This window comes from Pseudomonas sp. NPDC089392, assembly GCF_044749595.1.
Lineage (GTDB): Bacteria > Pseudomonadota > Gammaproteobacteria > Pseudomonadales > Pseudomonadaceae > Aquipseudomonas.
Genome location: NZ_JBIVIF010000020.1, coordinates 25979 through 41083 on the forward strand (window position 1 = coordinate 25979; position 15105 = coordinate 41083).

The 15105-nt window shown below is 63.3% G+C and carries 13 protein-coding genes; 11 read left to right on the forward strand and 2 right to left on the reverse strand.

The window, feature by feature from the left end; all coding sequences use genetic code 11:
• Window positions 1-584: 584 nt before the first annotated feature.
• The 4 genes from tauA to tauD are packed head-to-tail and all read left to right on the forward strand — an operon-like array spanning window position 585 to window position 4079.
• On the forward strand, window positions 585-1556 hold the full coding sequence (gene tauA / locus ACIP1G_RS17745) for a taurine ABC transporter substrate-binding protein (RefSeq protein WP_400739313.1): 972 nt from the start codon (window positions 585-587) through the stop codon (window positions 1554-1556).
• Window positions 1557-1583: 27 nt separating this feature from the next.
• Window positions 1584-2372, forward strand: coding sequence for a taurine ABC transporter ATP-binding subunit (gene tauB, locus ACIP1G_RS17750; RefSeq protein ID WP_400739316.1), 789 nt, complete (start codon window positions 1584-1586; stop codon window positions 2370-2372).
• Entirely contained in the window at window positions 2369-3208 is an 840-nt protein-coding gene (tauC, locus tag ACIP1G_RS17755) for a taurine ABC transporter permease TauC (RefSeq protein WP_400739319.1), read from the forward strand. The genes tauB and tauC overlap by 4 nt, the downstream gene beginning before the upstream one ends.
• A gap of 37 nt (window positions 3209-3245) precedes the next feature.
• Window positions 3246-4079: a taurine dioxygenase gene (tauD, locus tag ACIP1G_RS17760; RefSeq protein ID WP_400739322.1), complete on the forward strand. Its 834-nt coding sequence runs from the start codon at window positions 3246-3248 to the stop codon at window positions 4077-4079.
• A gap of 119 nt (window positions 4080-4198) precedes the next feature.
• Here the strand turns inward: tauD and betT are convergent, their stop codons facing one another.
• The gene (gene betT, locus ACIP1G_RS17765; protein ID WP_400739474.1) at window positions 4199-6160 is read right to left on the reverse strand and encodes a choline transporter BetT; all 1962 of its coding nucleotides are present in this window, start codon (window positions 6158-6160) and stop codon (window positions 4199-4201) included.
• 333 nt (window positions 6161-6493) lie between these two features.
• Window positions 6494-7426, reverse strand: a complete 933-nt coding sequence (gene epsC / locus ACIP1G_RS17770; RefSeq protein ID WP_400739325.1) for a serine O-acetyltransferase EpsC — start codon at window positions 7424-7426, stop codon at window positions 6494-6496.
• Between the two features lie 391 nt (window positions 7427-7817).
• On the opposite strand from epsC, the gene tcyJ reads away from it, so the two are divergent.
• From tcyJ to ACIP1G_RS17805, 7 genes are all read left to right on the forward strand, one after another.
• Window positions 7818-8612, forward strand: a complete 795-nt coding sequence (gene tcyJ / locus ACIP1G_RS17775; RefSeq protein ID WP_400739328.1) for a cystine ABC transporter substrate-binding protein — start codon at window positions 7818-7820, stop codon at window positions 8610-8612.
• The gene (gene tcyL / locus ACIP1G_RS17780; protein ID WP_051099126.1) at window positions 8609-9277 is read left to right on the forward strand and encodes a cystine ABC transporter permease; all 669 of its coding nucleotides are present in this window, start codon (window positions 8609-8611) and stop codon (window positions 9275-9277) included. Before tcyJ ends, tcyL begins: the two co-directional genes overlap by 4 nt.
• A gap of 2 nt (window positions 9278-9279) precedes the next feature.
• Window positions 9280-10038 carry an L-cystine ABC transporter ATP-binding protein TcyN gene (gene tcyN, locus ACIP1G_RS17785; RefSeq protein WP_400739331.1) on the forward strand — a complete coding sequence of 253 codons (759 nt, stop codon included), beginning with the start codon at window positions 9280-9282 and terminating at the stop codon, window positions 10036-10038.
• Between the two features lie 308 nt (window positions 10039-10346).
• Complete coding sequence (locus tag ACIP1G_RS17790; protein ID WP_400739334.1) at window positions 10347-11588, forward strand: SfnB family sulfur acquisition oxidoreductase; 1242 nt, start codon at window positions 10347-10349, stop codon at window positions 11586-11588.
• A gap of 151 nt (window positions 11589-11739) precedes the next feature.
• Window positions 11740-12921 carry an SfnB family sulfur acquisition oxidoreductase gene (locus tag ACIP1G_RS17795; RefSeq protein WP_400739336.1) on the forward strand — a complete coding sequence of 394 codons (1182 nt, stop codon included), beginning with the start codon at window positions 11740-11742 and terminating at the stop codon, window positions 12919-12921.
• Window positions 12921-14312 (forward strand): LLM class flavin-dependent oxidoreductase, encoded by a 1392-nt coding sequence (locus ACIP1G_RS17800; RefSeq protein WP_400739339.1) that lies wholly within the window; start codon window positions 12921-12923, stop codon window positions 14310-14312. The genes ACIP1G_RS17795 and ACIP1G_RS17800 overlap by 1 nt, the downstream gene beginning before the upstream one ends.
• Window positions 14305-15105 carry a MetQ/NlpA family ABC transporter substrate-binding protein gene (locus ACIP1G_RS17805; RefSeq protein ID WP_400739342.1) on the forward strand — a complete coding sequence of 267 codons (801 nt, stop codon included), beginning with the start codon at window positions 14305-14307 and terminating at the stop codon, window positions 15103-15105. Before ACIP1G_RS17800 ends, ACIP1G_RS17805 begins: the two co-directional genes overlap by 8 nt.

Below are 15105 nucleotides of genomic sequence, written 5' to 3' on the forward strand. Positions count from 1 at the left end.
CCGTGGATTGGCGATTTAGTCCCAAAGCGTGACTAGTAAGTCAATCGTTTCTAAACGTTTCGAGACTTTGGTCTAAGGCGCCACCTGCGCTACAGGATAATGACAATCCTATAAATCCAAAATGACCGTTTTATGAATTTGTAAGATTTTTACGGAATATGTTAGGAACCTTTACTACCATTCGTTGTAGCAGCCCCACATCTAATAACTATTGGTTATTTGCAAACGTTTGCTCATAACCTAATTCCGTATCGTTCTAAAGGGACGAAAAAGCCTAGCAGGCTCCTCTGATTTCGCCATTGATCCAGGTTGCAGTCTCATGCGGTCTCTTGTAGGAGCGGCCTTGTGTCGCGATGGGCCGCGAAGGGGCCCCAGGATCTCAGCTACGCCACAGAAATTGCCGGGGCCGCTATGCGGCCCATCGCGACACAAGGCCGCTCCTACAACGGACTGCGTCACGGCGACATGAAGCTTAAAGCATTTGGCTCCTAAGCTAATGCAAAAAAGTTATTTATTTTACCTTTCTTAGATCATTTAGCCTTCTCGTCATCCCATCACACCCATTGCCTGACGAGAGGTTCACCATGATCCCGCACGCTCCGCTGCGCCTGTTCGCCGCCCTGACCCTCGCCAGCGCCAGCTGGTTGGCCCAGGCCGCCGACCTGACCGTTGCCTACCAGACCACCGTCGACCCGGCCAAAGTGGCACAGGTCGATGGCGACTACGAAAAAGCCAGCAAGGCCAGCATCGACTGGCGCAAATTCGACAACGGCGCCGATGTGATCACTGCGGTGGCCAGCGGCGACGTGCAGATCGGCTACCTGGGCTCCAGCCCCTTGGCAGCCGCTGCTACCCGCAAGCTGCCGGTCGAAACCTTCCTGATTGCCACGCAGATTGGCGCCGGTGAAGCGCTGGTCGCCCGCGACAGCATCAAGACCCCGCAGGACTTGGTCGGCAAGAAGGTCGCCGTGCCGTTCGTCTCCACCGGCCACTACAGCCTGCTGGCAGCCCTGAAAAGCTGGAACATCGACCCGTCCAAGGTACAGATCCTGAACCTGGCGCCACCGGCGATCATTGCCGCCTGGAAGCGCGGTGACATCGATGCCACCTACGTCTGGGACCCGGCCCTGGGCGTGGCCAAGGAAAACGGCAAGGTGCTGATCACCTCTGGCGAGCTGGCCGAAAAAGGCGCACCAACCTTCGACGCCTGGATCGTGCGCAAGGACTTCGCCGCCAAGCACCCCGACGTGGTCAAGGCCTTCGCCAAGGTCACCCTCGACGCCTACGCCGACTACCGCAAAGACCCGAAAGCCTGGCTGGCCAACCCGGACAACGTGAGCAAACTGGCCAAGCTGTCTGGCGCCAAGCCTGGTGATATCCCGGTGCTGCTGCAGGGCAACGTCTACCCACTGGCTGCCGACCAGGCCAGCGCACTGGGCGCGCCAACCACCCAGGCACTGACCGACACCGCCACCTTCCTCAAGCAGCAAGGCAAGGTCGACGCGGTACTGCCGGACTACTCGCCGTACGTCAGCGCCCAGTACCTTCCCAACTAAGCCCGTAGAAACCGACCGGAGCCTGCCATGGCCTTGCTCGAACTGGAGCGCATCAGCGCACAGTACCCCGGTGCCGCCACCCCGGTGCTGGCCGACATCAACCTGAGCCTGGGGCCGCGCCAGCTACTGGTGGCCCTGGGGCCTTCCGGCAGCGGCAAGACCTCGCTGCTCAACCTCATTGCCGGCTTCGTCGCCCCCAGCAGCGGGCGCATCTCGCTCGACGGCGTACCGGTGCAAGGCCCCGGTGCCGAGCGCGGCGTGGTGTTCCAGGACGACGCATTGCTGCCTTGGCAGAACGTGCTGGGCAATGTCGCCTTCGGCCTGGAACTGGCCGGCGTGCCACGCGCCGAGCGTGAAGCCAAAGCCCGCGAGATGCTGGCCCTGGTCGACCTCGCCGGCTTCGGCGAGCGGCGTATCTGGCAACTGTCCGGTGGCCAGAAACAGCGCGTGGGCCTGGCCCGGGCGCTGGCGGCCGACCCGCGGGTGCTGCTGATGGACGAGCCGTTCGGCGCACTCGATGCCTTCACCCGCGAGCAGATGCAAGAGCTGCTGCTGCAGGTGTGGCAACGCACCGCCAAGCCGGTATTCCTGATTACCCACGACATCGAAGAAGCGGTGTTCGTGGCCAGCGAGCTGGTACTGCTGGCGCCCAACCCCGGGCGCGTGGTGGAGCGCCTGCAACTGGACTTCGGCCAGCGCTATGCCGCTGGCGAATCGGCCCGGGCGATCAAGTCCGACCCGGCCTTCATCGAAACCCGCGAGCACGTCCTGGCCCGCGTGTTCTCCCAACGCCAAAGCCTGCAGGAGCGCGCATGAGCAGCCTTGACCTGCCGGTTACCGGCAAACCCGACAACCAAACCCGGCCGGCCGCCAAGCTGCGCCGCCCGCTTTCCACCCGCTGGATCAGCACCCTGACCCTGGGCAGCCTGCTGCTGGCCTGGTGGCTGGTGACTGCCGCCGGCTGGGTCGAGCCGCTGTTCCTGCCCTCGCCCGGCGACATACTGGCCAAGGGCTGGACCTTGCTGACCCAAGGTTACATGGACGCCAGCCTGTGGCAGCACCTGGGCGCCAGCCTGGGGCGCATCGGCTTGGCCCTGCTGGCCGCCACATTGACCGCTATCCCGGTAGGCATCGCCATCGGCTACAACCGGGTGGCGCGCGGCATTCTCGACCCGCTAATCGAGTTCTACCGGCCGATCCCACCGCTGGCCTACCTGCCGCTGATCGTCATCTGGTGCGGCATCGGCGAGCTGTCGAAGGTGCTGCTGATCTACCTGGCGATCTTCGCCCCGATTGCTATTGCCACCGCCACCGGCGTGCGCACGGTCGACCCGGCCAAGCTGCGTGCCGCGCAGTCGCTGGGCGCCACCAAGGCCCAGCTGATTCGCCACGTGATCCTGCCCAGCGCGTTGCCCGACATCCTCACCGGCATCCGCATTGGCCTGGGCGTCGGCTGGTCGACCCTGGTGGCCGCCGAGCTGATCGCCGCCACCAGCGGCCTGGGCTTCATGGTGCAGTCGGCTGCGCAGTTCCTGGTTACCGACGTGGTGGTGCTGGGCATCCTGCTGATCGCCCTGATCGCGTTCGCCCTGGAAATGAGCCTGCGTGCCCTGCAACGCAAACTGGTGCCGTGGCACGGGCAAACACACTGACCACGCCAGCACACTGGTGCCTGACAAAGAGACCGACATGAGCCTGACCATCACCCCCCTCAGCCCGGCGCTCGGCGCCCAGATCAGCGGCGTGGACATCAGCCGCGACATCACAGCCGAACAGCGCGACGCCATCGAGCAGGCGCTGCTGCAACACCAGGTGCTGTTCTTCCGCGACCAGCCAATCAACCCGGAGCAACAGGCGCGCTTTGCCGCCCGCTTCGGCGACCTGCACATTCACCCGATCTACCCCAACGTGCCAGAAACCCCGCAGGTACTGGTGCTCGACACGGCGGTGACCGATGTACGCGACAACGCCGTGTGGCACACCGACGTGACCTTCCTGCCGACCCCGGCGCTGGGTGCGGTGCTTAGCGCCAAGCAATTGCCGGCGTACGGTGGCGACACCCTGTGGGCCAGCGGCATTGCGGCTTTCGAGGCGTTGTCGTCACCGCTGCGTGAGATGCTCGACGGGCTGACGGCCACCCACGACTTCACCAAGTCGTTCCCGCTGGAGCGCTTTGGCACCACGGCTGAAGACCTGGCACGCTGGGAAGCCACCCGGCGCAACAACCCGCCGCTGTCACACCCGGTGGTGCGCACGCACCCGGTAAGCGGGCGCAAGGCGTTGTTCGTCAATGAAGGGTTTACCACGCGCATCAATGAGCTGAGCGAGCTGGAAAGCGAGGCATTGCTGAAGCTGCTGTTCGCCCATGCGACGCGGCCGGAGTTCAGCATTCGCTGGCGGTGGCAGGAGAATGACGTGGCGTTCTGGGACAACCGCGTGACCCAGCATTTTGCGGTGGATGATTACCGGCCCAATCGGCGGGTGATGCATCGGGCGACCATCCTTGGGGATGCGCCCTTCTAGTTGTTGCCTGTGCCGGCCTCTTCGCGGGTAAACCCGCTCCCACAGGTACAACACAGGCTTCGAAACCGGTGCCGTACCTGTGGGAGCGGGTTTACCCGCGAAGAGGCCGGTACAGATTATTACCTGACCAGATGCAGGTACTGCATGTGCCGCTCATACTGGTCGAGGATGTCGTTGATGATCTGCTCCTTGCTGTAGCCCACCAGGTCATAGTTCTGGCTGCCTTCGCTCAGGTGCACCTCCGCCCGGTAATAGCGGCGGTTCTTCAACTCCTGCGTACCCAGCCCACCCAGGGCGAACGATGGCGTGAAGTAGCCACGCATCTGCACCTGGTAAATGAACGGCTGCTCGTCGCCATGGCCAATCTTCAGGCTGACGTTGTCGTGGCTCGGGTCGTCCTGGGTAATCAGCACCAGGCCCTTCTGCTCGAACACTTCGCGCACATCGGCAATCGCCGGGCGCACCACGTCGTCCATGAAGCGGTACACCTCGTCACGCGACGGGAAGTGCACCGCCTGGCTCAGGCGTTGGCGCCAGCCGCCACGGCCGCGGCGTGACTGGGCGAACGGGGCCAACGAATGCATCTGCGCAATCTGCCGTTGCGACTCCAGGTAGAACGCCTTGTGCAGCCCCCACATCATGCACAGCAGAATCAGCGAGAACGGCAGCGAAGTCAGCACCACCGCCGACTTCAACGAATCGATGCTGCCGGCGAACAACAGCGCACTGGTGATCAGCGCGGTCATCGCGCCCCAGAAGATGCGCAACCAGTTCGGCCCGTCCTCATCGGCTTCACCGCCCTTGGCCGACAAGGTCGACAGCACCACAGTGCCTGAGTCTGCCGATGTGACGAAGAACACGAAGCTGATGAACACCGTGGTGGCGATCACTGCCTTGCTCCACGGGTAGGTCTCCAGCAGCAGGTACAGACTCATCGACGGGTTATCCAGTGCCGACTGGCCGAGGGCCGTCATGCCGTGGTTGATGACCTGGTCCAGGGCGCTGTTGCCGAAGATCGACATCCACGCCAGGGTGAAGCCCAGCGGAATCAACAGCACGCCAAAGACGAACTCGCGGATGGTGCGGCCACGGGAGATACGCGCGATGAACAAGCCCACGAACGGCGCCCAGGCAATCCACCAGGCCCAGTAGAACACCGTCCAGCCACCCAGCCAGTCACGGTTTTCACCGTAGGCATACACGTCGAAGCTCTTGCGCGGCAGAGCGCCCAGGTAATCGCCGAGGTTTTGGATCAGCGTGTTGAACAGGTGCTGGGTAGGCCCGGCGAACAGCACGAACAGCAGCAGCGCGCAGGCCAGGAACAGGTTGATGTCGCTCATCACCCGCACGCCCTTCTCCACCCCGGCAACCGCGACGGCCACCGCCGCGCCCATCATCAGGGTGATGAGGATTACCTGCACCCACTGGCTGTGGCTGATGCCGAACAGGTAGTCGAGGCCGGCGTTCAGGTGCAGCACGCCAAAGCCCATGTCGGCGCCCAGGCCGAACACCGTGGCGATGATGCCGAAGCCGTCTACCGCGTAACCGATCGGCCCGTTGATGCGCTTGCCAATCAGCGGGTACAGCGCCGAACGCAAGGCCAGCGGCAGGTTGTGCCGGTAGGCGAAGTAGGCCAGGGCCATGCCGACGAAGGCGAATACCCCCCAGCCGTGCAGGCCCCAGTGCAAGAACAGGATCTGCATCGCCTGGCGCCCGGCCTCGGCCGTGCCTGCCTCGCCCTGGGGCGGTTGCAGCATGTGGGTCAGCGGTTCGGAGACACAGAAGAAGAACAGCGTGATGCTGATGCCGGCGGCGAACAGCATGCCGGCCCATGACAGGTAGCTGAACTCGGGTTCGTCGTGGTCGGCACCGAGCTTGATCTTGCCGTAGCCAGACAAGGCGGTGACCACCACGAAGACCAGGTACAGCGTCATCGCCAGCATGTAGTACCAGCCAACCGTGTTGGCCGCCCAGTTCTGCGCCGCCAGCAACCAGTCACCTGCGGCTTGCGGATAGGAAATGACCACCAGGCCGAAGATGAGGATGAAACTTGCCGCAAAGTAGAACACCGGGGGGTTCATGCGGATCTTGCCATTGGCAAGGGAAGGGGTCGGTGCACTCATCGGGCGCGCACCTCGTCGAATGACGTAAGGTTCGGAATGAACGGGTTCAGCAAAGGAATCCTCCTGTTGAACACCGGCAGCGGACCAGCGTTTTTCATTGAACAAGCGTTCAAGTTAAACATGGATCGGATTTCATTGCGAATTGGGGTGCTGATTGGTGTACTCCTGTTCTGGCCTCTTCGCGGGTAAACCCGCTCCTACATTGGGCGGCGCCGCCCTCGGGATCGGCGCGCCCGTTGTAGGAGCGGGTTTACCCGCGAAGAGGCCGGTACAGGCTAAGCAAATCCTAGATCAATTCTTGTCATGGCAATCCAGCTGCAAGTTGGCCTGGGTAATGTTGCTTTCAGCCGGCACACTGCGGGTCAGCCACACATTGCCGCCAATGGTCGAGCCTTTGCCGATGGTAATACGCCCCAGCACCGTGGCCCCGGCATAGATCACCACATCGTCCTCGACGATCGGGTGGCGTGGCAGGCCTTTGTGCAGGGTGCCCGACTCATCGCTGGGGAAGCGCTTGGCGCCCAGGGTCACTGCCTGGTAGATACGCACGCGCTCACCAATGATCGCGGTTTCACCGATCACCACACCCGTGCCGTGGTCAATGAAGAAACTCGGGCCAATCTGCGCCCCAGGGTGAATGTCGATACCGGTGGCCGAATGCGCCAGCTCCGAACTGATCCGCGCCAGCAGTGGCAGGCCGGCCTGATACAGGTGGTGTGCCAGGCGGTGGTGGATGATCGCCAGGATGCCTGGGTAGCACAGCAGCACTTCATCGACGCTGCGCGCCGCCGGGTCACCGTGGTAGGCAGCCAGCACGTCGGTGTCGAGCATTACGCGCAAGTCTGGCAGTGCGGCAGCGAAGCCCTGGACCAGGCTCAAGGCATGGGCATCGACGCCAGCCAGCTCAGCCTTGCTTTGCCGTGCGGCGTAGCGCAGCTCAAGACGGGCCTGGGTCAACAGGGCGGTCAGCGCGGCATCCAGAGTATGGCCAACATAGAAGTCTTCACTTTCTTCGCGCAGGTCGACCGGGCCCAGGCGCATGGGGAACAGCGCGCCGCACAGTTGCTCCAGAATATGTCGCATTGCCTCGCGCGAAGGCAGCTCGCGCCCGCCCTGCTCGCCGCTGCTGCGGCCATTGCGGGTGCGCCATTGCTCACGGGCGCCGCGCAGGCCGGTGACGATGCTCTGCAACTGCCAGTGCCCGGATGAAGGTTGTTCGCTCACGGTGTTCTCCTGCCTGAGTAGGCCAACTATTTTTATCGGCAGGTCCGGCCTCTTCGCGGGTGAACCCGCTCCCACAGGTACTGCACAACATTCAATATTTGCGCGATCCCTGTGGGAGCGGGTTTACCCGCGAAAGGGCCGGACCTGCCTACATGCAATCCACTCTACGGCAAATCCATCCCTTGGAAAAAACAACGCTTTATTCCATCCTGCACTAAGTCAGGCATAAGCAGCGATGACGGCGCGGGCAACCTCGCCTACCCTCAAAGCAGCCAGCACCTGGCACAAATCAAAAAGGAAATAACAAAATAATTTTTTATTATTTCCTGGCCTAAGCAGCCAACCCTATAGTCGCCACCCACTACTTACACAACAAGCGCGGGGCTCCCTCATGTCGAAATTCGCCAAACCGCTACTCAACGCCAGCCTGGCAATCCTGCTGGGTGCCGGCCTGCTCAGCCAGGCCTTCGCCGGTGAGCAGCTGAAGACCATCCAGGAAAAAGGCGTGATCAACGTCGGCCTGGAAGGCACTTACCCACCGTTCAGCTTCCAGGACGAAAACGGCAAGCTGACCGGCTTTGAAGTGGAGCTGTCCGAGCTGCTGGCCAAGGAGCTGGGGGTCAAGGCCAAGATCCAGCCGACCAAGTGGGACGGCATCCTCGCCGCACTGGAGTCCAAGCGCCTGGACGTGGTGGTCAACCAGGTCACCATCTCCGAAGAGCGCAAGAAGAAGTACGACTTCTCCGAGCCCTACACCATCTCCGGCATCCAGGCGCTGATCCTGAAGAAGAAGGCCGAGCAGCTGAACATCAAGGGCGCGCAGGACCTGGCCGGCAAGAAGGTCGGCGTGGGCCTGGGCACCAACTACGAGCAGTGGGTGAAAAAGGACGTGCCACAGGCTGACGTGCGCACCTATGAAGACGACCCGAGCAAGTTCGCTGACCTGCGCAACGGCCGCATCGACGCCATCCTGATCGACCGCCTGGCCGCGCTGGAATACGCGCAAAAAGCCAAGGACACGGAACTTGCCGGCGATGCCTTCTCGCGCCTGGAAAGCGGCGTGGCCCTGCGCAAGGGCGAGCCTGAACTGTTGGCCGCCCTCAACAAGGCCATCGACAAGCTCAAGGCTGACGGCACGCTGGCCAAGCTGTCGGAAAAATACTTCGGTGCCGACGTCACCAAATGATTGCCGAAAGCCTGCAACTCGTTGTCGATTCCACGCCCTTCCTGCTGAAGGGCGCGGGTTATACGGTGCTGCTCAGCGTTGGCGGCATGTTCTTCGGCCTGGTGCTGGGCTTTGCCCTGGCGCTGATGCGGCTGTCGAAGATATTGCCGCTGAACTGGCTGGCGCGGGTCTACGTGTCGTTCTTCCGCGGCACGCCGCTGCTGGTGCAGCTGTTCGTGATCTACTTCGGCATGCCGCAGATCGGTATCGAACTTGACCCGATTCCGGCCTCGCTGATCGGCCTGTCGCTGAACATGGCCGCCTACATCTGCGAAATCCTGCGCGCGGCGATCTCCTCGATCGACCGTGGCCAGTGGGAAGCCGCTGCCAGCATTGGCATGACCCGCGTGCAGGCCATGCGCCGGGCGATCCTGCCACAGGCCTTGCGCACCGCCCTGCCACCGCTGGGCAACAGCTTCATCTCACTGGTCAAGGACACCGCCCTGGCGGCGACCATCCAGGTGCCCGAGCTGTTCCGCCAGGCCCAATTGATTACCGCGCGCACATTCGAAGTGTTCACCATGTACGTGGCGGTCGCGGTCATCTACTGGGTGCTGTGCAGCATCCTCGCGCACTTCCAGAACCGCATGGAAGCGCGGGTCAACCAGCATGACCAGGAGCATTGAGCATGATTGAAGTCAAAGGCCTGACCAAGCGGTTCAAGGGCCAGACCGTGCTCAACGGTATCGACCTGACCGTGCAGCCCGGCGAAGTAGTGGCCGTCATTGGCCCTAGCGGCTCAGGCAAGACCACCTTCCTGCGCTGCCTGAACCTGCTGGAAACCCCCGATGCCGGGCAGATCCAGATCGGCGCCATCAGCATCGACGCCAACCGCCCGTTGGGTGGCCAGCAGAGTGCAATTCGCCGTTTGCGCCAGCAGGCCGGGTTCGTGTTCCAGAACTTCAACCTGTTCCCGCACCGCACCGCCCTGGAAAACGTGATCGAGGGGCCGGTGATCGTCAAGAAGACACCCCGCGAGCAGGCCCTCGACCTGGGTCGGCGCCTGTTGGCCAAAGTCGGCTTGGCTGGCAAGGAGGATGCCTACCCAAGGCGCCTGTCTGGCGGCCAGCAGCAACGGGTGGCCATTGCCCGCGCCCTGGCCATGGAGCCGGAGGTGATCCTGTTTGACGAACCCACCTCGGCGCTGGACCCCGAGCTGGTCGGTGAAGTACTGGCGACCATCCGCGGCCTGGCCGAAGAGAAGCGCACCATGATCATCGTCACCCACGAGATGAGCTTTGCCCGGGACGTGGCGAACCGGGTGATCTTCTTCGACAAGGGCGTGATCGTGGAACAGGGTGAGGCCAAGGCGCTGTTTGCGGCGCCCAAGGAAGAGCGTACCCGACAGTTCCTGCGCAAGTTTCTTGGGACTGCTGCTTCCGAGTAAACCTGTTACGGCCTATTCGCGGGTAAACCCGCTCCTACAGGGATATCGCTGGCCGTGTAGGAGCGGGTTTACCCGCGAATAGGCCGGCACATCCAACGCAAATCCATCCTTCTATAAATATTCCAAAAAGTTAGTTCATAAACTTTTTATAAAGCATTAGGGTATATAAACCGGACCACCGGACCAACACACATCTGCCGCGACCAGCTGTAGCGGCATAACTTATTTGTGAGGTCAGGAATGGTCAGGATCACAATCACCCCAGTGCGTAACGCCAGGGCATTGAGTGCAGCCAAGGAGCGGCACTGATGTCCAGCCAGCCAAATACCCAATTCCACAGCGACCTCGACAGCACGCCCCTGCTGCTGCCGGCCAAGGTACTGCGCAACGACGCCGAAGCCCTGCAAGCGGCCCGCGAACTGGCCACGGTCGCCCACGAGCAAGCCGCCCGCCGCGACCAGCAACGCAAATTGCCCTGGGCCGAGATCGAGCTGTTCACCCGCAGCGGCCTGGGCAGCATCAGCGTACCCAAGGCCCATGGCGGCCCCGATGTTTCGTTTGAAACCATAGCCGAAGTGTTCCGCCTGATCAGCGCCGCCGACCCGGCCCTGGGGCAGATCCCGCAGAACCAGTTCGGCATATTGCAGTTGCTGCGCCTGACGGCTACCGAGGCACAGCAGGCAGTGATCTTCCGCAGCGTGCTCGACGGCTGGCGCATCGGCAATGCCGGGCCTGAACGCGGTACCAAGGACACCCTCACCCTCAAGGCCCGCATCACCCGCGTCGGTGATGGTTATCGCATCAGCGGCGAGAAGTTCTATTCCACCGGCGCCCTGTTCGCCCACTGGGTGGCGGTAAAAGCGTTGGATGACGAGGGCCACCAGCGCCTGGCATTCGTGCGCCGGGGCAGCCCGGGGCTGCGCATCGTCGATGACTGGTCCGGGTTCGGCCAGCGCACCACCGCCAGCGGCACCGTGCTGCTCGACCAGGTGCCGGTGGATACCGAGCTGGTGATCGACAACTGGCGCCAGCGCGATATTGCCAATATCCAGGGCGCAGTCTCGCAGCTGATTCAGGCGGCGATTGATGCCGGCATTGCCGAAGCGGCTATCGAAGATGCCATCAGCTTTGTGCGGGAAAAGTCCCGGCCATGGATCGAGGCCAACGTGGACCGTGCCAGTGACGACCCCTATGTGATCGCCGATATCGGCCGCCTGAAGCTTGAGCTGCACGCGGCAGAAGCATTGCTGCGCAAGGCTGCGCGAGTACTCGACGAGGTCAATGCAGCGCCGATCGATGCTGCCTCCGCAGCCCGCGCCTCGATCGCCGTGGCCGAGGCCAAGGTGCTGACTACAGAAATCGCCTTGCAGGCCAGCGAGAAGCTGTTCGAGCTGGCCGGCAGCCGCGCCACCCTCGCCGAGTTCAACCTCGACCGCCACTGGCGCAATGCCCGGGTACACACCCTGCATGACCCGGTGCGCTGGAAGTACCACGCGGTCGGGGCTTATCACCTTAACGGCACCTTGCCTGCGCGGCACTCCTGGATCTGATTTGAGGGCCCTGGGGCTGCTTTGCAGCCCATCGCGACACAAGGCCGCTCCTACAGGGATACGCAAGCCCATGCAGGTACGCGGTCTCCTGTAGGAGCGGCCTTGTGTCGCGATGGGCCGCAAAGCGGCCCCTGGGGCCCCGGAGAACAACATGACTACAACAATCATCACCAGCGACACTCAAGCCCTGGCAATCGCCGAAGACATCGCCCAACAACTGCGCCGCGACAGCGCCCTGCGCGACCGCGAACGCCGCCTGCCGCACGCCGAACTGGAGCTGTTCACCCGTTCCGGCCTGTGGGCCATCAGCGTGCCCAAGGCCTTCGGCGGCGCCGGCGTGTCCAATGTCACCCTGGCCAAAGTCATCGCCCGCATCGCCCAGGCCGACGGCTCACTCGGGCAGATCCCGCAAAACCATTTCTACGGCCTGGAAGTACTGCGGGTAAACGGCACCCCCGAACAGCAACAACGCCTGTACGCCCAAGTACTGGCCGGCAGCCGCTTCGGCAACGCCCTGGCTGAACTGGGCACCAAGACCGCCAACGAGCGCACCACCCGCCTGAGCCGTGAAGGCGAGGATTTCCGCATCAACGGCCGCAAGTTCTATTCCACCGGCGCCATCTATGCCCAACGCATTCCCACTTCGGTGGTCGACGAACACGGCGTGCAGCACCTGGCGTTCGTCCCTGCCGACAGCCAGGGCCTGCAGGTGATCGACGACTGGAGCGGTTTTGGCCAGCGCACCACCGGCAGCGGTTCGGTAGTGTTCGACAACGTATTGGTCAGCGCCGCCGACGTGGTGCCGTTCCAGAGCGCCTTCGAACGCCCCACCCCGGTCGGCCCGCTGGCGCAGATCCTCCATGCCGCCATCGACACCGGCATCGCACGCGCCGCCTATGAAGATGCCCTGCATTTCGTGCGCACCCGCAGCCGCCCGTGGGTCGATTCCGGCCTGGACAAGGCCACCGATGACCCGCTGACGCTGAAGAGCTTCGGTCACCTGGCGATCCGCCTGCACGCCGCTGAAGCCCTACTGGAGCGCGCCGGCGAATACCTCGACCGCGCCCGCGACGACAGCACGGCCGAAAACGTTGCCGCAGCCTCCATCGCCGTGGCCGAGGCACGGGCCATCAGCACCGAGATTTCCCTTGCAGCCGGTACCGCGCTGTTCGAACTGGGCGGCAGCCAGGCCACCCTGGCCGAGCACAACCTCGACCGCCACTGGCGCAACGCCCGCGTGCACACCCTGCACGACCCGGTGCGCTGGAAGTACCACGCCATCGGCAACTACTACCTCAACGATGCCAACCCACCACGCCGGGGGACTATCTGATGGCCAAGCAGATCCTGCTCAATGCCTTCAACATGAACTGCATCGGGCACATCAACCACGGCCTGTGGACCCACCCACGGGACACCTCGACCCAGTACAAGACCCTGGACTACTGGACCAACCTGGCGCGGCTGCTGGAGCGTGGCCTGTTCGACGGGCTGTTCATCGCCGATATCGTCGGCACCTACGACATCTACGGCCAGTCGCTGGACGTCACTCTCAAGGAGTCGATCCAGCTGCCGGTCAACGACCCGCTGTTGCTGGTTTCGGCCATGGCTGCGGTTACCCGGCACCTGGGTTTCGGCCTTACCGCCAACCTCACCTACGAGGCGCCGTACCTGTTCGCCCGGCGCCTTTCCACCCTCGACCACCTGAGCAACGGCCGGGTGGGCTGGAACATCGTCACCGGCTACCTCGACAGCGCCGCCCGGGCCATGGGCCTGGAGCAGCAACCAGAGCATGACCGCCGCTACGACCAGGCCGACGAGTACCTGCAGGTGCTGTACAAGCTGCTGGAGGGCAGCTGGGCCGACGATGCCGTGGTCGCCGACCGCCAGCAGCGCGTTTACGCCCAGCCCGACAAGGTGCGCAAGGTTCAGCACCAGGGCGAGTTCTACAAGGTCAACGGCTACCACCTGTGCGAGCCTTCGCCGCAGCGCACCCCGGTGCTGTTCCAGGCCGGCAGTTCGCAGCGTGGCCTGGCTTTCGCCGGCGACCATGCCGAATGCGTGTTCATCGGTGGCCAGGACAAGGCCTCCACCCGTGCCCAGGTCGACAAGGTGCGCGCCGCCGCCCAGGCCGCCGGCCGCGACCCGCAGGCGGTCAAGGTGTTCTTGGGCATCACGGTGATCGTCGCCGCCACCGAACAACAGGCCCAGGCCAAGCACGCCGAATACCTGAGCTACGCCAGCGCCGAGGCCGGGGTCGCGCACTTCGCTGCCTCCACCGGCATCGATTTTGCCGCCTTTGAGCTGGACGAGCCGATTGCCTTCAGCCAGGGCAATGCCATCCAGTCCGCCACGCGCCAGTTGCAGGATAACGCCTGGACCCGCCGGCGACTGTTGCAGCAGCACGCCTTGGGTGGGCGCTACTTGACCCTGGTCGGCGCGCCCGAGCAGGTCGCGGAGCAGCTGATCGCCTGGATCGATGATACCGGGCTGGACGGTTTCAACCTGACCCGCACCGTGACCCCGGAAAGTTATGAGGCCTTCATCGACCTGGTCATCCCGCAATTGCAACAGCGTGGCCGCTACAAAACCGCCTACGCCGAAGGCACCCTGCGCGAGAAGCTGTTCCAGGCCGACCACCCGCACCTGCCCGCCGACCACCCTGGCTCGGCTTACCGCTTTACCTCTACCCCTGCCCCGACTGGAGCCCTGCACCATGCTTGAGAAACTGTTCCGGCCCGTCGCGGCCATTGCCCTCACCCTCGGCCTGTCCGCCGCGGCCCTGGCCGCCGACCCGTTGAAGATCGGCACCACCTCGGCCTTTGCCATCCCGCTGGAAGCTGCAGTGGAAGAAGCGCACAAGCAAGGGCTGGACGTGAAGCTGATCGAGTTCAGCGACTGGATCGCGCCCAATGTCAGCCTCAACAGCGGCGACATCGACGTGAACTACTTCCAGCACATCCCGTTCCTGGAAAACGCCAAGGCTGCTGCGGGCTTCAACCTGGTGCCTTACGCCCCGGGCATCATCAACAACGTTGGCCTGTACTCGAAAAAGTACAAAAGCTTCGCCGAGCTGCCTGAAGGCGCCAGCGTGGCCATCGCCAACGACCCGATCAACAGCGGCCGCGGCCTGCAGCTGCTGGCCAAGGCCGGGTTGATCACGCTTAAGCCGGGGGTTGGCTACAAGGCCACCGAGGACGACATCGTCGCCAACCCGAAGAAGCTGAAGATCCTGCAAGTCGAGGCGGTGCAGCTGGTACGCGCCTATGACGACGCCGACCTGGTGCAGGGTTACCCGGCCTACATTCGCTTGGCCAACAGCTTCGATGCAGGTTCCGCGCTGCTGTTCGACGGCCTGGAAAACAAGGAATACGTGATCCAGTTCGTCATTCGCCCGCAGAGCAAGGGCGACCCGCGCCTGGCCAAGTTCGTCGATATCTACCAGCACTCGCCAGCCGTGCGTGCGGCGCTGGACAAGGCCCACGGCAAGCTCTACCAGGCCGGCTGGGAGGGCTGA